General features: G+C 47.5%; 22 protein-coding genes. 21 read left to right on the top strand and 1 reads right to left on the bottom strand.

The window, feature by feature from the left end:
• Positions 1-92: 92 nt before the first annotated feature.
• Positions 93-281, bottom strand: a complete 189-nt coding sequence (gene rpmB / locus BLQ32_RS06545; RefSeq protein WP_036806766.1) for a 50S ribosomal protein L28 — start codon at positions 279-281, stop codon at positions 93-95.
• Positions 282-501: 220 nt separating this feature from the next.
• On the opposite strand from rpmB, the gene BLQ32_RS06540 reads away from it, so the two are divergent.
• The 21 genes from BLQ32_RS06540 to lepB all read left to right on the top strand — a co-directional run bounded on the left by BLQ32_RS06540 (position 502) and on the right by lepB (position 20957).
• On the top strand, positions 502-864 hold the full coding sequence (locus tag BLQ32_RS06540; protein ID WP_036806763.1) for an Asp23/Gls24 family envelope stress response protein: 363 nt from the start codon (positions 502-504) through the stop codon (positions 862-864).
• A gap of 21 nt (positions 865-885) precedes the next feature.
• Complete coding sequence (locus BLQ32_RS06535; protein WP_074509545.1) at positions 886-2538, top strand: DAK2 domain-containing protein; 1653 nt, start codon at positions 886-888, stop codon at positions 2536-2538.
• Positions 2539-3073: 535 nt separating this feature from the next.
• The gene (sdaAB, locus tag BLQ32_RS06525; RefSeq protein ID WP_036806757.1) at positions 3074-3736 is read left to right on the top strand and encodes an L-serine ammonia-lyase, iron-sulfur-dependent subunit beta; all 663 of its coding nucleotides are present in this window, start codon (positions 3074-3076) and stop codon (positions 3734-3736) included.
• 16 nt (positions 3737-3752) lie between these two features.
• The gene (sdaAA, locus tag BLQ32_RS06520; RefSeq protein WP_036806754.1) at positions 3753-4652 is read left to right on the top strand and encodes an L-serine ammonia-lyase, iron-sulfur-dependent, subunit alpha; all 900 of its coding nucleotides are present in this window, start codon (positions 3753-3755) and stop codon (positions 4650-4652) included.
• Positions 4642-6684: an ATP-dependent DNA helicase RecG gene (gene recG / locus BLQ32_RS06515; protein WP_036807001.1), complete on the top strand. Its 2043-nt coding sequence runs from the start codon at positions 4642-4644 to the stop codon at positions 6682-6684. The genes sdaAA and recG overlap by 11 nt, the downstream gene beginning before the upstream one ends.
• An 89-nt stretch (positions 6685-6773) precedes the next feature.
• Positions 6774-7358, top strand: a complete 585-nt coding sequence (fapR, locus tag BLQ32_RS06510; RefSeq protein ID WP_053166435.1) for a transcription factor FapR — start codon at positions 6774-6776, stop codon at positions 7356-7358.
• Complete coding sequence (gene plsX, locus BLQ32_RS06505) at positions 7355-8350, top strand: phosphate acyltransferase PlsX (protein ID WP_036806749.1); 996 nt, start codon at positions 7355-7357, stop codon at positions 8348-8350. Before fapR ends, plsX begins: the two co-directional genes overlap by 4 nt.
• Positions 8343-9278 carry an ACP S-malonyltransferase gene (fabD, locus tag BLQ32_RS06500; protein ID WP_074509542.1) on the top strand — a complete coding sequence of 312 codons (936 nt, stop codon included), beginning with the start codon at positions 8343-8345 and terminating at the stop codon, positions 9276-9278. Before plsX ends, fabD begins: the two co-directional genes overlap by 8 nt.
• Complete coding sequence (gene fabG, locus BLQ32_RS06495) at positions 9275-10021, top strand: 3-oxoacyl-[acyl-carrier-protein] reductase (protein WP_074509541.1); 747 nt, start codon at positions 9275-9277, stop codon at positions 10019-10021. Before fabD ends, fabG begins: the two co-directional genes overlap by 4 nt.
• Positions 10022-10061: 40 nt before the next feature.
• Positions 10062-10298 carry an acyl carrier protein gene (gene acpP, locus BLQ32_RS06490; protein ID WP_036806740.1) on the top strand — a complete coding sequence of 79 codons (237 nt, stop codon included), beginning with the start codon at positions 10062-10064 and terminating at the stop codon, positions 10296-10298.
• 289 nt (positions 10299-10587) lie between these two features.
• Complete coding sequence (gene rnc, locus BLQ32_RS06485) at positions 10588-11343, top strand: ribonuclease III (RefSeq protein WP_036806721.1); 756 nt, start codon at positions 10588-10590, stop codon at positions 11341-11343.
• Positions 11344-11346: 3 nt separating this feature from the next.
• Positions 11347-14895, top strand: a complete 3549-nt coding sequence (smc, locus tag BLQ32_RS06480) for a chromosome segregation protein SMC (RefSeq protein WP_074509539.1) — start codon at positions 11347-11349, stop codon at positions 14893-14895.
• A gap of 13 nt (positions 14896-14908) precedes the next feature.
• A complete protein-coding gene (ftsY, locus tag BLQ32_RS06475) occupies positions 14909-15925 on the top strand; it encodes a signal recognition particle-docking protein FtsY (protein ID WP_036806717.1) in 1017 nt (338 codons plus the stop codon).
• 68 nt (positions 15926-15993) lie between these two features.
• On the top strand, positions 15994-16317 hold the full coding sequence (locus BLQ32_RS06470) for a putative DNA-binding protein (RefSeq protein WP_036806727.1): 324 nt from the start codon (positions 15994-15996) through the stop codon (positions 16315-16317).
• A gap of 12 nt (positions 16318-16329) precedes the next feature.
• Complete coding sequence (ffh, locus tag BLQ32_RS06465; RefSeq protein ID WP_036806715.1) at positions 16330-17685, top strand: signal recognition particle protein; 1356 nt, start codon at positions 16330-16332, stop codon at positions 17683-17685.
• Between the two features lie 92 nt (positions 17686-17777).
• Positions 17778-18050 carry a 30S ribosomal protein S16 gene (gene rpsP / locus BLQ32_RS06460; RefSeq protein WP_036806713.1) on the top strand — a complete coding sequence of 91 codons (273 nt, stop codon included), beginning with the start codon at positions 17778-17780 and terminating at the stop codon, positions 18048-18050.
• Between the two features lie 13 nt (positions 18051-18063).
• Positions 18064-18297 carry a KH domain-containing protein gene (locus BLQ32_RS06455; RefSeq protein ID WP_036806711.1) on the top strand — a complete coding sequence of 78 codons (234 nt, stop codon included), beginning with the start codon at positions 18064-18066 and terminating at the stop codon, positions 18295-18297.
• Positions 18298-18418: 121 nt separating this feature from the next.
• On the top strand, positions 18419-18937 hold the full coding sequence (rimM, locus tag BLQ32_RS06450) for a ribosome maturation factor RimM (protein ID WP_053166440.1): 519 nt from the start codon (positions 18419-18421) through the stop codon (positions 18935-18937).
• Positions 18934-19662 (top strand): tRNA (guanosine(37)-N1)-methyltransferase TrmD, encoded by a 729-nt coding sequence (trmD, locus tag BLQ32_RS06445; RefSeq protein WP_074509537.1) that lies wholly within the window; start codon positions 18934-18936, stop codon positions 19660-19662. The genes rimM and trmD overlap by 4 nt, the downstream gene beginning before the upstream one ends.
• Positions 19663-19795: 133 nt before the next feature.
• A complete protein-coding gene (gene rplS / locus BLQ32_RS06440; protein ID WP_036806705.1) occupies positions 19796-20140 on the top strand; it encodes a 50S ribosomal protein L19 in 345 nt (114 codons plus the stop codon).
• Positions 20141-20399: 259 nt separating this feature from the next.
• Positions 20400-20957, top strand: coding sequence for a signal peptidase I (gene lepB / locus BLQ32_RS06435; RefSeq protein ID WP_036806704.1), 558 nt, complete (start codon positions 20400-20402; stop codon positions 20955-20957).
• The last annotated feature ends 5 nt before the right edge of the window (positions 20958-20962 follow it).

Here is a 20962-nt window from a genome sequence, read left to right as displayed (position 1 = left end):
TGCTATTTTATTTCTTTCATAACAGGTTTTCTAACTGACCATGAAAAAATGCCAGGCCGACAAATGTCAGACCTGGCATTATTCATGAGCGATTATACGCGCTCAACTTTTCCTGATTTCAATGCTCTCGCAGAAACCCATACACGTTTCGGTTTACCGTCTACAAGGATACGAACTTTTTGAAGGTTTGCTCCCCATGTACGTTTGCTCGAATTCATCGCGTGCGAACGGTTGTTTCCTGCACGAGCTTTGCGTCCACTAACTGCACATACTTTAGGCATGTAAGTCCCTCCTCACAAGTGAAGCTGAAAATTATAATAGAATTTCAGTTCGTTTTTCGTTTCACATACTTTAATAATTTACCATAGACATTTAGGCATTGCAACTAATTTTCACATGTCTTTCAAGAAAAAAGCCTTTACACCCAAACAGCGCCTTTTCAGGTATAATGGTTTCATGTAGAATGAAAAGAGTGAAATAGGACTCAAGGAGGAATTCTTAATGTCGATTGAATTAAAAAACGAATACGGCCAAATCGATATTTCAAATGATGTAATCGCTCAGATTGCAGGCGGGGCAGCCATTGAATGTTACGGAATTGTAGGAATGGCTACTAAACATCAAATCAGAGACGGTTTAACAGATATTTTGCGCAAAGAGAATTTTGCTAAAGGCGTCATCGTTCGCCAGGAAGATAAAGACTTGATCATCGACATGTATGTCATTATCAGCTATGGAACAAAAATTTCTGAAGTTGCTTACCAAGTGCAATCCAAAGTAAAATATACCATTACGAAGACCCTTGGCATGCCAGTCAAAGCGGTCAACATTTACGTGCAGGGAGTTCGAGTTACGAACCCGTAGTATGAGGAGGAAGAATTGGCTATGAAGTCATTAAATGGAAATCAGTTCGCGGAAATGGTGGAAATGGGATCTCACCATTTGTACCAGAACGCGGATTATGTAGATGCATTGAATGTTTTTCCAGTGCCGGACGGCGATACTGGAACGAATATGAATTTATCAATGACATCAGGTGCTAAAGAAACAAAAGCAAATGCACAAGAGCATGTCGGCAAAACGGCAGGTGCTTTGTCTAAAGGATTATTAATGGGCGCACGCGGAAATTCTGGCGTTATTTTGTCTCAATTATTCCGTGGATTCGGCAAATACATTGCAAATGAATCCGAGCTGTCTGCGGCGAAACTTGCGGAAGCGCTTCAACACGGCGTTGAAACGGCTTATAAAGCTGTTATGAAGCCGGTAGAGGGAACGATTCTGACAGTAGCGAAAGATGCAGCTGCCAAAGGCATGGAACTGGCCAAAACAGAAGAAGACATTATCGTTTTGTTTGAAGCGGTTGTAGAAGAAGCCAAAGCTTCATTGGAGCGCACACCTGACCTTCTTCCGGTATTGAAAGAAGTTGGAGTAGTGGACAGCGGCGGCCAAGGGCTCGTTTATGTCTATGAAGGCTTCTTGGCATCATTAAAAGGGGAAGCGCTGCCAGAAAAGCATGCCCATAATACAATGGACGACCTGGTCAGTGCAGAGCACCATAAAAACATCGCCGGTTTTATGGATACGGCAGATATTGAATTCGGGTATTGCACAGAATTTATGGTTAAGTTCGAATCAGGAAAAAAAGAATTCAACGAAGCTGAATTCCGGACAGACTTGAGCGCTTACGGCGATTCTTTGCTTGTCATTTCAGATGATGAAATTGCCAAGATCCACATCCACTCCGAAGAGCCTGGAAAAGTACTTACATATGGCCAAAATTACGGCAGCTTGATTTCGATGAAAATTGAAAATATGCGCCAGCAGCACATCGACATTGTAGGGGAAGACTTCCACAAAAACGCACCGAAAGAATCGGTGAAGCATCCTTACGCTGTAGTGACCGTAGCGATGGGCGAAGGCATCGCGGACTTATTGCGCAGCATCGGCGCATCGTACGTCATTGAAGGCGGCCAGACGATGAACCCTTCTACGGAAGACATTGTCAATGCCGTCAAATCAATCGAAGCGGAGCGCGTGCTGATTCTTCCGAACAATAAAAACATCATCATGGCAGCAGAACAAGCGGCAGAACTTCTTGAAATTGAAGCGGCCGTAGTCCCGACAAAAGATGTGCCGCAAGGAATGGCTGCTTTACTGGCATTCAATCCGGAAGCAACTGTCGAAGACAACCACAAAACAATGACGCAAGCCTCAAAACAAGTGAAAACCGGTTCTGTAACATTTGCAGTCCGCGACACAGCGATTGACGGCGTTGAAATCAAGAAAGATGACTTTATGGGCATCTCCGAAGGCAAGATTGTCATTTCTGACACGAGCCTGGAACGGGTAACAGAAGAATTGGTGAAAAAATTGGTGGATGAAGAAGCTGAAATCGTGACGATCCTTTACGGAGAAGACGTGACCGAAGCAGACGCTGAAAAACTTGCCGGATTCATCGAAACATTAAATGAAGAAGTGGAAGTCGAAATCCACAACGGCAAACAGCCGCTTTACCCTTATATTTTATCAGTTGAATAAGAGACAAAAGGCGCATGCTCCGGCATGCGCCTTTTACAGCTTGTTGAGAAAGATATAGAAAAATCCCTTTAGAATATCTCTGATATTCCGCAACCCAGCTGCGCTTGCCGCGGGCGAGCGCCAAGCCTCCTCAGCCGCTTCGCGTCTTGCGGGGTCTCGGCTGTCTCGCTTTCCCGCAGGCGTCTCCGCTGGTTTGCTCCATATCAAGGGAGAGTAATGAATAAATAGCATATTTACTCTTCTACTCTTTCTGATAAAAACAATTCTTTATTGAAAGAGTGATTCAAATGTAGCGGAAAGTGGCGACTCCTGCGGGAGCAGCACGAGCTGAAGACCCTGGACGGAGCGCAGCGAAGGAAGCGGCTGAAGCCGTGCCCGCGGAAAGCGTCCACTTGGAGCGAAGTGGCTTAGAAAATGGAATGTTTTTCGACAGCCTGGAAAAGGCGCATGCTTCGGCATGCGCCTTTTATTTTTGTTAATTGTGGCAATATCATGTAAAATGAGATTCAAGTACTGAAGGGAAGGGGTTTGGGCAATGAAGTTCAAATCTGTTTTTGATATCATAGGACCGGTCATGATTGGTCCCTCTTCTTCACACACCGCGGGAGCGGCACGTATTGGAAGAGTAGCGAGAGATTTATTCGGGCGCCAGCCAAAATGGGCAAAGATCCATTTATACGGTTCATTCGCCGAAACATACAAAGGACACAGCACAGACGTCGCCATTGTGGGAGGTCTGCTTGACTACGATACATTTGATGAGCGCATCAAAACGTCGTTTGAAGAAGCGCAAAAAGTGGGCATGGAATTTGAGTTCATACCGGAAACAGGCCATGTTGAACATCCCAACACGGCAAGAATTGTTCTTGGCGATGACCAAGCGGAAATGTCGCTGATGGGGATTTCCATTGGCGGAGGCAAAATCGAGATCACGGAATTGAACGGTTTCCCGCTGCGTTTATCAGGGGAACATCCGGCGATACTAGTGGTCCATGATGACCGTTCAGGATGCATTGCCAATGTGGCAAACTGCTTATACAAATACGACATCAATATTGGCCATATGGAAGTTTCCCGCAAGGAAAAGGGGCGTATGGCGCTTATGGTAATAGAAGTGGATCAAAACGTCGACAAAGAAGTGATGGATGAGCTAGCTGAGCTCCCTAACATTACTCAAGTGACGCGGATCGCTGATTGAGAAAGGGGATTATACAGTGGAACCATTATTTCACAATGTAAGAGAACTGGTTGAACGCGCTGAGAAGGAAAACAAGCTGATCTCGGAAATCATGATTGAACAAGAGATTATGATTACCGACCGGCCGCGTGAAGAAGTCATGAAACAGATGGACCGCAACTTGACAGTCATGGAGGAAGCGGTTGAAAAAGGCTTAAAAGGCGTACATTCGGTTTCCGGTTTAACAGGAGGCGACGCAGTGCTCCTGCAAAAATACATGGAGTCCGGTAATTCCTTGTCCGGAGATTTGCTGTTGGACGCGGTCAGCAAAGCTGTTGCGACAAATGAAGTAAACGCTGCCATGGGAACAATCTGTGCAACGCCGACTGCAGGATCTGCCGGGGTCGTGCCGGGTACACTGTTTGCGGTAAAAAATAAATTGAACCCGACGCGCGAGCAAATGATCCGTTATTTGTTTACGGCGGGAGCTTTCGGATTTGTCGTTGCCAACAATGCCTCGATTTCAGGAGCTGCCGGCGGATGCCAGGCGGAAGTCGGTTCAGCCGCCGCAATGGCGGCAGCAGCCATCGTGGAAATGGCGGGTGGAACGCCTCAACAAAGTTCCGAAGCATTTGCGATTACGATGAAAAATATGCTCGGCCTGGTATGCGACCCGGTTGCGGGCCTCGTGGAAGTGCCTTGTGTTAAACGAAATGCCATGGGCGCGGCCAACTCGGTTGTAGCTGCTGATATGGCTTTAGCAGGCGTCACGAGCCGCATTCCTTGCGATGAAGTAATCAGTGCGATGTACGAAATCGGGCAATCGATGCCGAGTGCTTTAAGAGAAACGGCAAAAGGCGGACTTGCCGCTACTCCAACCGGAAAATGGCTGGAAGCGAAAATCTTTGGCGGAGCCGTGGTTGGCAGTGGGCAGTAAAGATCCTGTCTCCGTTTTAAAAGGAGTAGGAAAACAAGCAGCTGAAACTTTACAGGAAATGAAAATCGAGACGATCCATGACTTGATTATGACGTTCCCTTACCGCCATGAAGATTTTCAGCTGAAGGACTTGGCAGATACGCCGCATAATGAACGGGTGACTGTGGAGGGAAGGGTCGAAAGCGAACCTTCCGTCCTTTTTTTAGGGAAAAACAAATCGCGTACGACTGTACAAGTGATGGTCGGCCGCCATTTGATCAAAGCGATTTTCTTTAACCAGCCTTACGTAAAAGCGAAGCTGCGGATCAGTGAAGTAGTGACCTTGACCGGAAAATGGGATCGCGGGCGCCAAGTCATTACGGTGTCCAACCATACCATCGGACCGCGGACAGACGGAGCCGACTTTGAACCTGTCTATAGTTTGAAGGGAAGCATTTTCCAGAAAACTTTCCGGAAACTGATGCGGCAAGCGCTTGATCTGGCAAAAGGCGATATAGAAGACTGCCTGCCTGAAAGGTTCCGGACCAAATACCATTTGCCGTCCATCGAAGACGCACTGGAATGGGTCCATTTTCCGACAAACGGGGAAGCACTGAAACAGGCAAGGCGCCGCTTTGTTTATGAAGAACTTTTGATGTTCCAATTAAAGATGCAGGCCTTGCGCAAAAAGACCCGTGAAGAAGAAGGCGGTTCATTCATCGATTATGACTTGGACCGCTTAAAACAGTTTATTGAGACCTTGCCGTTCGATTTGACCGATGCCCAAAAACGGGTGGTCAATGAAATCTGCAGGGATTTAAAAGAGCCTTTCCGCATGAACCGCCTGCTGCAGGGCGATGTGGGATCCGGTAAAACGGTTGTCGCAGCAATTTCGTTGTATGCGGCTGTAACGGCCGGACAGCAAGGGGCATTGATGGCTCCGACTGAAATCCTGGCGGAACAGCATGCCAATACACTAGCGCAATGGTTCCAGCCTTTTGCGGTGAATATTGCATTGCTGACCGGATCGGTTAAAGGCAAAAAGCGCCAGCTGATCCAGGAACAGCTGGCGGCTGGCGAAATTGATATTTTGATCGGTACCCATGCCCTGATTCAACCCGATGTCCGGTTCAAGAAGCTGGGGCTGGTCATTACCGACGAACAGCACCGTTTTGGCGTGGACCAGCGCCGGGTTTTAAAAGACAAAGGGTATAACCCGGATGTCCTGTTCATGACCGCTACCCCAATTCCGCGGACATTGGCGATTTCCGCTTTTGGCGAAATGGATGTATCCGTGATTGACGAGATGCCGGTCGGTCGAAAAGAAATTCAGACATTCTGGATGAAAAAGGATATGTTCGGAAAAATCGTCAGCCGCATGGAAAAAGAACTGGCTGCCGGGCGGCAGGCGTATGTCATCTGCCCGTTGATCGAGGAATCCGACAAACTGGATTACCAGAATGCGGTAGATCTGTTCCAGCAGTTATCAACTTATTTTCATGGCAAGCACACAGTCGGTCTGATGCACGGACGGTTGTCTTCGGACGAAAAAGAAGAAACGATGCGTTCGTTCACCGAAGGCGAAATTGAAGTTCTGGTTTCCACTACGGTTGTCGAAGTCGGGGTCAACGTGCCGAATGCGACGTTCATGCTGATTTATGACGCTGAGCGGTTCGGGTTGTCCCAGCTTCATCAATTAAGGGGCCGGGTTGGACGCGGCAGCGACCAGTCTTATTGTGTGCTGCTGGCGGATCCGAAAACCGAAATTGGGAAAGAACGCATGGCTTCCATGACGGAAACGAATGACGGCTTTGTTTTGGCTGAGAAAGATTTGCAGCTGCGCGGACCGGGCGACTTCTTCGGACGCAAGCAAAGCGGTGTGCCGGAATTTAAAATGGCGGACCTTGTCCATGATTACCGGGCGCTGGAAACTGCCAGACGGGACGCAGAAGCATTGGTCAACAGCGATGAATTTTGGACAGGCGATGAAACCAGATGCCTGCGTGAGCACCTGGAAGAATCAGGAGCGCTTGCTGCAGGAAGGCTGGATTAAGAATGCGGGATTCAGATAATCCTTGCATTCTTTTTTTGTTATTTATATACTCATATTAGTACCAAGTGCTAATAGCGGGCGGTGACAGAGTGAGGAAACCAAAAAAAGAGCGGCAGCGTGCGTTGACAGAGTCCATCAATGACAATCCATTTGTCACAGATGACGAGCTGTCTACCAAGTTTGATGTCAGCGTCCAGACGATCCGTCTTGACCGCATGGAACTCGGAATTCCGGAGTTGCGGGAGCGTATCAAACATGTGGCCGTCAAAACATTTGAAGATGAAGTGAAATCTTTGCCGATTGACGAAGTCATCGGTGAAATTATAGATATTGAACTCGATGAACGGGCCATTTCGATATTCGATGTGAAACCGGAACACGTTTTCCAGCGCAACCAGATTGCACGGGGACACCATTTATTTGCCCAGGCAAACTCTCTTGCTGTAGCGGTGATGAACGATGAACTGGCGCTGACGGTTAAGTCGGAACTCCAGTTCCTGCGTCCGGTGACAGCCGGCCAGCGGGTAGTGGCGAAAGCCCAGGTAGTCGACCGCAATCCCGAGAAAAACCGGGCATACGTAAAAGTCGTTTCATCGGTGGATTTGGCGACTGTATTTATCGGTACATTTGAGATGTACCGCATGACGGAACAAAGTGAAGGTGACGAAAAGTGATTATAGCAGTAGATGGAATGGGCGGCGACAATGCCCCGAAAGAGATTATTGAAGGGGTCTATAAGGCGCTGGAAGAGTTTGGCGATATATCGGTGCAGCTTTATGGCAACCAGGAAAAAATGCAGCCTTTTTTAAAACAGCACGAGCGGCTGAATGTGATCCATTGCGAGGAAATTATTGAAGCAACGGATGATCCTGTCCGCGCAGTGCGCCGAAAAAAAGGGGCATCGATGGTCCAGATGGCTCAAGCCGTGAAAGACGGCCGTGCGGATGCTTGCGTTTCTGCCGGCAATACCGGTGCACTGATGGCAGCTGGGCTATTTGTGGTTGGGCGCATTGACGGTGTAGACCGTCCGGCATTGGCTCCAACCTTGCCGACAATTGATGGCAAAGGATTTGTCATGCTTGATATGGGCGCAAACGCCGAAGCGCGTCCGGAGCATCTTGTGCAGTATGCAGTAATGGGCAGCATTTACGCCGAAAAAGTACGGGGCATCCAAAATCCGACAGTCGGCTTACTCAATATCGGCACGGAAGAGAAAAAAGGCAACGATTTGACGAAGGCCGCTTTTCCGTTGCTGAAAGAAGCGCCTGTGAATTTTATCGGCAACGTGGAATCGCGTGATTTGCTGAACGGTGCTGCGGATGTGGTTGTGACGGACGGCTTTACTGGAAACATGGTGTTGAAAACGATTGAAGGCACCGCGATGAATGTCTTTGCGATGATTAAAGATGTCTTTATGTCATCCACGAAGACAAAACTGGCTGCGCTTTTAGTGAAAAATGATTTGAACGGCCTGAAAGGCATGCTGGACTATAGCGAGTACGGAGGCGCCGGATTGTTCGGGCTGAAAGCCCCAGTCATCAAAGCCCACGGCTCTTCTAATGCGAATGCCTTATTCAACGCCATCCGCCAGACACGGACCATGGTCGAATATGATGTAACCGGCACGATTTACAGTACGTTGAAAAAGGAGAACCCAAATGACTAAAATTGCCTTTATTTATCCAGGACAAGGTTCCCAAGCAATTGGTATGGGCGAAACTTTCCTCGCTGATGAAAAGAGCCGCCAATATTTCAATGACGCCGATGAAGCGCTTGGCGTTAATTTATCCCAATTGATGCTTGAAGGGCCGCAGGAAAATTTGACGCTTACATATCATGCACAGCCTGCGCTCCTTACTGTGAGCGCAATGATCACCGAACGGTTGAACCGAGCAGGCATTAAACCGGACTACACGGCTGGCCACAGCCTCGGTGAATACAGTGCATTAGTCGCTTCAGGTGTACTGCCATTCGAGAAAGCGGTCGACATTGTCCATAAACGGGGCTTGTTTATGAACGAAGCCGTGCCGGCAGGAGAAGGCGCCATGGCAGCCATTCTCGGCATGGACAGCGAAACGCTGGAAAAAGTGACAAATGAAGTAACGGATTCAACCGGTGTCGTCCAGCTCGCCAATTTGAACTGCCCGGGGCAAATTGTCATTTCGGGCACGAAAGCAGGTGTCGAAGCAGCGTGTGCGCTCGCCAAAGAACGCGGAGCGAAACGTGCAATTCCCTTGGATGTCAGCGGTCCATTCCATTCCGAATTGATGCGCCCGGCGTCCCAAGATCTTGCTCAAGTGTTAAGCAACGCTTTTCTGGAAGACGCTGAGATTCCGGTGGTGACCAACGTAACGGCGAAAAGCGAAACGCACGCTTCCCAGTTCCAGGAACTATTGGTGCGCCAATTGTATTCCCCGGTTCTTTGGGAGCAATCGGTCCGTGAAATGATCGACCTCGGCGTAACGGTGTTTGTAGAAGTCGGTCCGGGCAAAGTGCTAAGCGGATTAGTGAAAAAAATCGATCGGTCGGTGCAGACTTTGCCGGTCTTCGATTTGGAATCCTTTGAAAAAGCGGTAGAGGAGCTGTCAAAATGACCACGTTAACAGGAAAAACAGCCATTGTGACGGGCGCATCGCGCGGAATTGGCGCGGAAATCGCCCGCAAATTGGCTGGTGCCGGCGCGAAAATAGTCGTCAATTACAGCGGCAGCCAGGAGAAAGCGGAAGCAGTAGTCGCGGAAATTCAAGCTGGTGGCGGAGAAGCGATTGCAGTAAAAGCCAATGTATCGGATGCAGAAGCGGTAAAAGCGATGGTGGACGAAGCGATGAATGCTTTTGGATCCGTCGATATCCTGGTAAACAACGCAGGGATTACGCGCGACAATCTGATGATGCGCATGAAAGACGACGAGTGGGATGATGTCATCAATACCAATCTGAAAGGCGTCTTTATCTGCACAAAAGCGGTTACCCGCCAAATGATGAAGCAGCGTTCAGGGCGGATTGTCAATATTTCTTCGATCGTCGGGGTCATGGGGAATGCCGGACAGGCGAACTATGTAGCAGCGAAAGCCGGCGTCATCGGGCTGACAAAAACGACGGCTCGTGAACTTGCAAGCCGCGGCATTACGGCGAATGCCATCGCGCCCGGGTTTATTACGACCGACATGACAGACAAATTGAACGAAGACATTCAAAAATCCATGCTTGCCCAAATTCCTCTTGGACGTTTCGGGGAAGCCGAAGAAGTGGCAAAAGCTGCACTGTTCTTAGCTTCAGATGAAGCTTCGTACATGACAGGGCAAACGCTTCATCTTGACGGCGGCATGGTCATGTAACAAGAAATTCTGTATACTGATTTGAGGGGAGGTGACGGCATTGGCAACAGTATTAGAGCGCGTAACTAAAGTAATCGTGGATCGTCTAGGTGTGGAAGAAAGCGAAGTTAAACTTGAAGCTTCATTCACAGGCGACCTTGGTGCAGATTCATTAGACGTAGTTGAATTGGTTATGGAACTTGAAGATGAATTCGATATGGAAATCTCTGACGAAGACGCTGAAGGTATGGCAACAGTAGGAGACGCAGTAACATATATCGAAAAGAAACAAGCATAATCAACGAAAAGCGGAAGCGCCTGTAAAGACCCGACAAGCTTAAGGCGGTTCACCGAAGCGGCGTTTTGTGCCGTGCAGGTGGACTGGCTTAAGACCTCGAGGGTCTAGGCGCTGAAGCTGGACAATGCGAAAAGCGGAAGCGGCCGTTGTTAGTCGTTTCCAACACTTAATACCACTAATCGGCGCACAATCGCTTATCCAAAGCGGCTGTGCGCCGATTCTCTTTTTGCACTATCCACTGAAAACAGGTAAAATCAAAGGAAGAACGTCAAAGGAAGGCAGATTATAAATGGCAATGAAAAAGAAACCAAACCCGCAAAAGCCGGGTTCAATCAAAGAAAGCGCACGCTTGGCTTTTGAACAGCTGCAAAAAGAGCTGAATATCGAATTTAAAAACCCTGCACTGCTATACCAAGCCTTTACCCATTCATCTTATGTGAATGAGCATCGAAGAAGACATTACACGGACAACGAGCGCCTCGAATTTTTGGGGGATGCAGTATTGGAGTTGTCGGTATCCCATTTCTTGTATGCAAAATACCCTGAAATGAGCGAAGGCGAGTTGACGAAGCTGCGTGCAGCCATCGTTTGTGAACCGTCGCTTGTGTTGTTTGCCAATGAACTTAATTTCGGCAAATACATCCTGCTTGGGAAGGGCGAAGAACAAACGGGCGGACGTACGCGCCCAGCACTCCTCGCCGACGTTTTCGAGTCGTATATCGGGGCTTTGTATTTAGATCAGGGAATGGAGCCAGTGGTCAAATTTTTGGAAGTCGTTTTGTTTCCGAAAGTAGGCACCGGTGCTTTTTCGCATGTGATGGATTATAAGAGCCAATTGCAGGAATTGGTTCAGCAAAAAAACAACGGCGCATTAATATACGAAATCATTGATGAAAAAGGGCCTGCACATAGCCGGATTTTTGTCACACGGGTATCGCTGGCTGATCAAGAACTTGGCATCGGGAATGGCCGGTCCAAAAAAGAGGCTGAACAGCAAGCCGCACAGCTGGCAATCCAAAAATTGCAGGAAGCAATGGAGGATTAGAACATGTTTTTGAAACGATTAGAAGTCATGGGATTCAAGTCTTTTGCCGATCGGATCGGCATTGACTTTGTGCCGGGCGTAACGGCTGTTGTCGGGCCAAACGGAAGCGGCAAAAGCAATGTAACAGATGCCATCCGCTGGGTGCTCGGCGAACAATCGGCAAAATCCCTGCGGGGCGCAAAAATGGAAGATGTTATTTTTGCTGGCAGTGACTCGCGTAAACCCCTTAATTTTGCGGAAGTAACTTTAATTTTGGATAATACAGACGGCAGAGTCCCTCTCGATTACAGCGAAATCAGCGTAACGAGGAGGGTTTTTCGAAGTGGCGAAAGCGCTTATTTGCTAAACAAGCAAAACTGCCGATTGAAAGATATAACGGATTTATTCATGGATTCGGGCCTTGGAAAAGAAGCTTTTTCCATCATCTCGCAAGGCCGGGTGGATGAAATCCTCAACAGCAAGGCAGATGAACGCCGTTCGATTTTTGAAGAAGCGGCAGGCGTGCTGAAATACAAACAGCGCAAGAAAAAAGCCGAAGTGAAATTAAACGAAACCGATGAAAACTTAAACCGGGTTCTGGATATTTTGCATGAACTGGACGGGCGCATGGAGCCGCTGCAGATTCAGGCTTCAGCTGCAAAAGATTATATTGATATGAATGAACAATTGAAAGACGCAGACATTGCTTTGCTGGCATTTGATTTGACAGCGCTTGAAGAGGAACTGTCTGCGCTGTCTTCAGAGACGGCGTCGCATGAAGAAAAAGAAAAAGAATTAGCGGCAGAGATCGATGAAAAAGAAATAGCCGTTAAAGGCATACGGGCTGCCTTGTCCAAATTGGATCATCAGATTGAAAAATCGCAGAACCAGCTTGTGGAAGCCAGCAGCGAGAGCGAAAAATGGGAAGGCCGCAAATTGCTGATGTCTGAGAAAAAAAGCAATGCGCACCGCCAAGCCCAGCAATTGCAGGACAGCCTGGAAGCGGAAAAAGCAGAAAACGATTTTCTGGATAAGAAATACAGCGAACAATCCGCTTTGCTGGAAGAACAAAAAGCGGAGCAGCTTTCCATCCGCCAAAGCATCAAATTGCTGGAAGAGCAGCTGAACCGGACGCCGGCTGATATCGACAACGATATCGAAAGCCAGAAATCGACATACATCGAGTTGATGAACGAGCAGGCAACTGTAAGAAACGAGCTGAAAAACATCGGCTTGCAGGAGCAGCAATTGTCTGCTTCGAGCAGCCGGATCGCCGTGCAGCAAGCAGACTTTACAGCGGAAATCGCTAAGCTGGAGAAGGAAAAAGCCGCAGCGGACCAGAAAATGGATGAAATCCAAAAATTGCTTGCAGACAAGAGGGCTTTGTACAAAGAAACGGAAATTTCCTTCCGGGACATGAAAGAAGCCTTTGATAAAAAGCAATCGATGCTTTTCCAGGCGTATCAGTCCCAGAAACAATTAAATGCACGCGTGGACACGCTTCAAGAACTGGAAGCGGACTTTTCCGGGTTTTTCCAAGGGGTGCGGGAAGTGCTCGTTGCACGTGATAAACGCCAATTAAACGGGGTTGTCGGAGCGGTCGCGGAAATCGTTCAAGTAGAACAGGGCTTTGCCAAGGCGATTGAAACGGCGCTTGGTGCAGCCAGCCAGCACATCGTGACAGAAACGGAACAGCATGCACGTGAAGCCATTGAGTTTTTGCGCAATAAACGCGCTGGCCGGTCGACTTTCCTGCCGATGAGCGTGATGAAATCCAGAAAAATTTCTGGACAGACAATCGCTTCGATTGAAAAGCATCCGTCATTTGTCAAAATGGCATATGAATTGGTTGGCTATGATGCGGCTTATGGCATGATCATTGAAAATCTGTTAGGAAACGTCATCATTGCATCCGATTTGAAAGGTGCTTCTGCAATTGCAAAACTGACAATGAATCGTTACCGCGTCGTCACATTGGATGGCGATGTGGTCAATGCCGGCGGATCGATGACCGGGGGAGCGAGCAAATCCCAGGCTTCTTTCTTTACCCGCAAAGCAGAGCTTGAACAATTGATTGCCCAATCGAAAGAACTGGCGGAAACGATTTTAAATGCGGAGAAAACGGTCCAAAAAGAACAAGCCGAAGTGCATGCCAAGGAACAACGGTTAAACAATCTTCGTTCTGAAGGTGAAAAATACCGCGACTTGGAATCCGAGCGTGCCATGACGCTAAGAGAAATTGAAGCCATACTGAAAACGACGAAAGACCGGTTCCTGCTTTTCCAAGCAGAACGTAAAAACCGGGATTTTGATTTGACTTCGGTGGTATCAAGAAAAGAAGCGGCGGCTGCACGGCTAGATGAAATCGGCGGGGAACTGGATGCCATTTCCCAACATATAGAGGAATTGACGCAGTTCAAACAGCAAAACGAATCGGCGCGCGATTTGGTGCTGGGCAAGCTGTCGGACCAAAAATCCCAGCTCGCGGTCATGAAAGAACGGGTTGCCCAGTTGATGCGGAGCGAATCGGAACTTCTTGAGCGGAAATTGAAAAGCGACCGCAAACTGGAAGAAATCCAAAAAGAGCTCCAATGGATCCAGTCAGAAGAGGCAACGAAAGTCTACTCCGATGAAGAAATTATCCAGGAAATCGCTAAATGGACGGAAAAGAAAGTGCTTGAACAGGAAACCACCCAGAAATTGCGGCAGGAGCGTACGGAGCGCCATGCCGAAATGACTGCGCTGGAAGAACAATTGAAAGAAATGCAGCGCATTTACAAAGGCTATGTAGAAGCCATCCGCATATGTGAAGTGAAATCGACGCGCGTTGAAGTTCAAATCCAAAGCTTCCTTGCGCAGTTGGAAACCAACTATCAAATTACGCTCGAAGAAGCGAAAGCCTATGAATTGGCAGATGAAGAATCGGTTGTCCGCAAAAAAGTGAAATTGTTGAAGCAATCCATCGAAGAATTAGGGCCGGTCAACATCGGAGCGATTGAAGAGTTCGAACATGTTTCCGAACGCCACGGCTTCTTGACGGAGCAGCGCAACGACTTGAACGAAGCGAAAGAAACGCTGCGCACCGTCATCAGTGAAATGGATGAAGAAATGACGAGCCGTTTTGATGATACGTTCCATGCAATCCGGCAACAGTTCCAGCGCGTCTTTAAGGAGTTGTTCGGCGGTGGTGCAGCAGATCTGGTGTTGACCGATCCGGACGATTTGCTGATGACCGGCATCGAAATCATCGCACAGCCTCCTGGCAAGAAACTGCAAAATTTGAGTCTCTTGTCAGGCGGGGAACGGGCTCTTACAGCGATTGCCTTATTGTTTGCGATTTTGAAAGTCCGTCCGGTGCCGTTCTGTGTGCTGGATGAAGTGGAAGCAGCGCTTGATGAGTCGAATGTTGTCCGCTACAGCCAGTATTTGAAGAAATTCAGCGAAGACACGCAATTCATCGTCATTACGCACCGCAAAGGCACAATGGAAGGCGCAGACGTCTTATACGGCATCACCATGCAGGAATCAGGGATTTCAAAATTGGTTTCTGTTAAACTGCAGGAAGAACTATAAAAGGAGTGGTTACATGAGTTTCTTTAAAAAGCTAAAAGATAAATTTGCAGGAAATCCGGAGGCTGAAGAGTCGACCGAAAAATATAAAGAAGGCTTAACCAAAACTCGCACCGGCTTCACTTCGAAAATCAATGATTTAGTGGCGAAGTACCGCAAAGTGGATGAAGATTTCTTTGAAGAATTAGAAGATATCCTGCTTCAGGCGGATGTTGGATTTGATACCGTGATGGAATTGATGGATCAGCTGCGCTATGAAGTGCAGCGCAAGAACGTCAAAGATACTTCCACGGTACAGTCGGTTATTTCCGAGAAATTAGTGGAAATCTACCAAGCCGGTGAAGAGGAAATCAATGAACTTAAATTCGCAGATGATTTGACGGTCATCTTATTTGTCGGCGTCAACGGCGTCGGCAAAACGACGACCATCGCCAAATTGGCGCATCGCCTGAAAAATGAAGGGAAATCAGTGCTGTTGGCTGCGGGCGATACATTCCGTGCCGGCGCAATTGAACAATTGGATATTTGGGGCCAGCGCGTCGGCGTTGACGTGATCAAACAAAGCGAAGGGTCCGATCCGGCAGCTGTTATGTACGACGCGGTCCGTGCTGCCAAATCACGCGGCGTTGATGTCTTGATCTGTGATACAGCAGGGCGCTTGCAGAACAAAGTGAACTTGATGAACGAGCTGGAAAAAGTATATCGCGTCATTTCACGCGAAATTCCGGGAGCTCCTCATGAAGTGCTGCTTGCACTGGATGCTACAACTGGCCAAAATGCCTTGGTTCAAGCCCAAATGTTTAAAGAAGCGACGGATGTAACCGGCATTGTTTTGACAAAATTGGACGGTACGGCAAAAGGCGGGATCGTTTTGGCGATTCGCAGCAAACTGAATATCCCTGTGAAATTTGTCGGCCTTGGCGAACAGATGGATGATCTGCAGCCGTTTGACCCTCAGAAATATGTGTATGGTTTATTTGCCGAAGGCTTGGATAAAGAAGAAGAAACAGAAAACGCAGAAGCAGACAAGTAAAATTACTTGACGCTACTTGCGGTTTTCAGTATTCTAAACAGTAGAGTCAGTGGGGGTGAACAGCGATGATGGGGTTAGAAAAGACAACACGCATGAATTATTTGTTTGATTTCTATCAAGAATTGCTGACGCCAAAACAGCGCAGTTACATGATGCTGTATTATTTAGATGATCATTCCTTAGGTGAAATTGCTGAAACTTATAACATTACGCGCCAGGCGGTTTACGACAATATCCGCCGGACAGAAGCGATGCTTGAAGAATACGAAGCGAAATTGCAGCTTTTCGAGAAATTCCAGAAACGGCAGCAATTGGTTTCGTCATTTGAAAAACAGCCATTCTCAGAAGAACGGGTCCGGGAATTGCTGGACCAGCTGAAAGAATGGGATTAGGAGGCGGAAACAATGGCATTTGAAGGATTATCCGAACGCCTGCAAGGCACGATCCAGCGCATCAAAGGCAAAGGGAAAGTATCTGAAGCAGATGTGAAAGAGATGATGCGTGAAGTCCGTTTCGCATTAATCGAAGCGGATGTTAACTTAAAAGTCGTCAAAGAGTTTGTTAAAAAAGTCAGTGAACGCGCAGTTGGGGTAGACGTCATGCAAAGTTTGACGCCTGGCCAGCAAGTCGTAAAGATCGTTAAAGACGAATTGACGACGTTAATGGGCGGCGAACAAAGCAAAATCGAATTCTCGGCTAAACAGCCGACTGTCATCATGATGGTCGGACTGCAAGGGGCCGGGAAAACGACCACTACGGGGAAACTCGCAAGTTTGCTCCGCAAAAAACATAACCGCAAACCGTTAATGGTGGCAGCGGATGTCTACCGTCCGGCAGCGATCCAGCAGCTGGAAACCATCGGCAAGCAATTGTCTCTTCCGGTTTTCTCGAAGGGTACAGATATTTCCCCGGTGGAAATTGCGCGCCAAGCCATTGAATACGCAAAACAGGAACATATGGATACGGTCTTAATTGATACCGCCGGACGTTTGCATGTGGATGAAAATCTGATGCAGGAACTGAAAGACATTCGCGCGTTAAAAGAACCGGATGAAATTTTCCTTGTTGTCGATGCCATGACCGGGCAGGATGCAGTCAATGTTGCACAAAGCTTTAACGAAGCGCTGGGCATTACGGGCGTCGTCTTGACGAAGCTTGACGGGGATACCCGCGGCGGTGCGGCGCTTTCCATCCGTTCCGTAACCGAGAAACCGATTAAATTTGTCGGGATGGGCGAAAAAATGGATGCGCTGGAAGCTTTCTATCCAGAACGCATGGCATCGCGGATTCTTGGCATGGGCGATATGCTGTCGCTGATCGAAAAAGCGCAGTCCAATGTCGATGAAGAAAAAGCACGGGAACTGGAAGAGAAATTCAGGACTTCTTCGTTTACATTTGATGATTTCCTTGACCAAATGACCCAAGTGAAGCAAATGGGGCCGCTCGATGAAATCTTGAAAATGCTCCCGGGCGCCAATAAAATCAAAGGCCTTGAAAATGCGAAAGTGGACGAAAGCCAGATGGGCCGCGTCGAAGCGATTATCCGGTCGATGACCAAACAGGAGAAAATCACTCCTGAAATCATCAACTCTAACCGCCGCAAGCGGATTGCCAAAGGATCAGGCACATCCATTCAGGACGTTAACCGCCTGTTAAAGCAATTTGAAGACATGAAAAAAATGATGAAACAAATGTCCGGCATGAACCAAAAGGGCAAAAAGAAAATGTCTATGCCCGGATTGGACTCGCTTTTTAAATAATTTTTAAGGTGTTAAGAAAAAATACTTTACAAACTATTTAAAGCTTGCTAATATAATATCTTGTGTGAAACTATTCGGAGGTGCTTTAAGAAATGGCAGTAAAAATTCGCTTAAAACGTATGGGAGCTAAAAAATCTCCTTTTTACCGTATCGTAGTTGCTGATTCACGTTCACCACGTGACGGCCGTCAAATCCAGACAGTAGGTACTTACAACCCGCTAACAGTTCCAGCTGAAGTTAAAATCGACGAAGAATTAGCGTTGAAATGGCTTCACGATGGTGCAAAACCATCTGACACTGTTCGCAACTTGTTTTCTCAAAATGGCATTATGGAGAAATACCATAACGAAAAATTAAGCAAGTAAGGGAGTTTTTCTTATGAAGCAGCTGATTGAAACCATTGTGAAACCGCTGGTTGATCATCCGGATGAAGTTCGAGTCGAAACTGACGAAAATGCAAGCCGTATTGTCTACAAGCTTTCCGTGCATTCAGAAGATACAGGGAAAGTGATCGGGAAACAAGGACGTGTGGCGAAAGCCATCCGCTCCATCGTGTATTCAGCAGCAAGCAACTATCATAAGAAAAAGACTTACGTCGATATTGTGGATTAAGCAAAAAAGGAAGGAGCCCTGGTTCCTTCCTTTTTTGTCAGATTAAAAGGAAATGCAACAAGTGAAAGTGATGTTTCAATGCGCAATCCAGTTGCAAAAGAAAGTGAAAGGGTGTTTTTGAGTGGAATGGTTTAATGTAGGGAAAATCGTTAATACCCACGGAATCCGAGGAGAAGTTCGGGTTTTATCGCGTACGGATTTCCCGGAAGAACGCTTTGCAATCGGGATGAAACTCGGCCTCTTTAAACCCGATGCCAAAAAACCGATCATGGTAACGGTTGCCAGCCACCGCCAGCATAAAAATTTCGAATTGCTGACGTTTGAAGGGTATCCGAACATCAATGACGTAGTGGAATTCAAAGATTCCTATTTGCGTATTGCGGAGCATGATTTGACGGAATTGGAAGATCATGCATATTACCACCATGAAATTTTAGGCTGCATCGTCTTTTCAGAAGAAGGCCGGGAAATTGGCACAATCACTGAAATTCTTGAAACAGGCGCGAATGATGTATGGGAAGTTACGCCGCAAGCCGGCAAGAAGCATTACATTCCGTATATCGAAGACGTCGTGAAAGAAATCGATGTGGATGAAAAGAAAGTGGTCATTGAAGTATTGGAAGGTTTGTTGAACGAATGAAGATAAACGTCTTGTCTTTGTTTCCACCCATGTTCGAAGGGGTCTTCAACCAGTCAATTTTAAAAAAAGCGCAAGAAAAAAATGCGGTCTCGCTCAATGTCACGGACATCCGTGAGTTTGCTGACAACAAACGCCAAGTGGACGATTATCCGTTCGGCGGCGGCGCCGGCATGGTGCTGAAGGCGGAACCGATTTTCAATGCAGTGGAATCCCTTGCCAAAAGCGAAAAAGCCCGCGTGATCCTGATGTGTCCGCAGGGAGAGCGCTTCACGCAGCAAAAAGCGGAAGAGCTTGCTCAGGAAGAAGAGCTGGTGTTTATCTGCGGCCATTACGAAGGCTATGATGAACGCATCCGGGAACACTTGGTAACCGATGAAATATCCATCGGCGATTTTGTATTGACCGGCGGTGAACTGGCGGCAATGACTGTCATCGACAGCGTCGTCAGACTGCTTCCAGGCGTCCTTGGCAATGCGGACTCTCCTGTGCGTGACTCATTCTCGACCGGGCTGCTTGAACATCCTCAGTACACCCGTCCAGCCGATTTCAGAGGTTGGAAGGTTCCGGCTGTGCTGACATCCGGAAACCATGCAAAAGTGGACCAGTGGAGAGAACAGCAGGCCTTGAAACGGACACTCGAACGGCGTCCCGATTTGTTGGAATATATCGAGTTGTCGGCGAGCCAGCAAAAGCTGTTGAATGAACTAAAAAAACAAGAAAATTAATTGGAATGTCTCTTGCATAAGCGAGTGTTTGGTGATACTATGGAGTCTGTACTTTTATGTGAAGTACAGGATCACGGTGTTCCGCTGCAACAGCCAATGTGTGCAAGAGCATCTGTAGAAGGAGAGAAAAAACATGCAAAACATTATTGCAGACATTACTAAAGAACAACTTCGCACGGATCTTCCAGATTTCCGTCCGGGAGACACTGTTCGTGTACACGTGAAAGTTGTCGAGGGAACTCGCGAACGTATTCAAATGTACGAAGGAGTTGTAATCGGTCGCCGTGGAGGCGGAATCAGTGAATCATTCACAGTCCGCAAAATCTCTTATGGTGTTGGTGTTGAACGTACATTCCCTGTACACACGCCAAAAATTGCACAACTTGATGTTGTTCGTCGTGGTAAAGTACGTCGTGCGAAATTGTACTACTTGCGTAACCTACGCGGTAAAGCAGCGCGCATCAAAGAAATTCGATAAGATTGCACTAATGAAAGAGGGCGGAAGCGCCCTCTTTCTTTTTGTTTTCCCGGCACTTGCAAGCATTTTAAAATTTCCGCTATTGAAGTCTTTCAGGTGGGTATACAAGGTTTCGGGAAGCTGCACAGCTGCTCGCCTGGAGAACGCTGCAGCCTCTTCGATTTGAAGGGGCAAGTATAGACGGCCGCTTCCGCTTTTCTTTGCTAAAAAGAGGGAATCCTTGTACAATTAGATGAGAAAGTTTAGGGAGGAACACGGTATGGAACCTGAAGTGAAGAAAAAAAATGAAGTATGGGAATGGTCTAAGGCTCTACTGATTGCATTTGGGCTTGCTGCAATTATACGATTTTTCTTTTTCACGCCAATTGTCGTTGACGGTGAATCGATGATGCCGACTCTTGAGCACGGCGATCGCATGATCGTTAACAAAATCGGCTATACCGTCGGGGATCCTGACCGGTTTGATATTATCGTTTTTCATGCACCTGAAGAAAAAGACTATATTAAGCGGATCATCGGTTTGCCAGGGGACCACGTGGCCTACGAAAATGATCAGCTCTATATAAACGGCGAAGCGGTGGAAGAACCTTATTTGGATGCCTATAAACAAGGCATTACCGGAACGTTGACAGAAGATTTTACATTAGAAGAAAGAACCAATGAAAGTACGATCCCGGAAGGCTATGTATTTGTAATGGGCGATAACCGCAGAGCCAGCAAAGACAGCCGCCATATTGGCTTAGTGCCGATGGATGAAGTCATCGGCAGCACCAATTTTGTATTCTGGCCGATGCCGGAAGCGGGAGTCGTTAACTAAGGAGT

The organism is Planococcus glaciei (genome assembly GCF_900099655.1).
GTDB lineage: Bacteria > Bacillota > Bacilli > Bacillales_A > Planococcaceae > Planococcus > Planococcus glaciei.
Note: the sequence above shows the minus strand (reverse complement) of the source record. Positions and strands in the feature narration are given on the sequence as shown.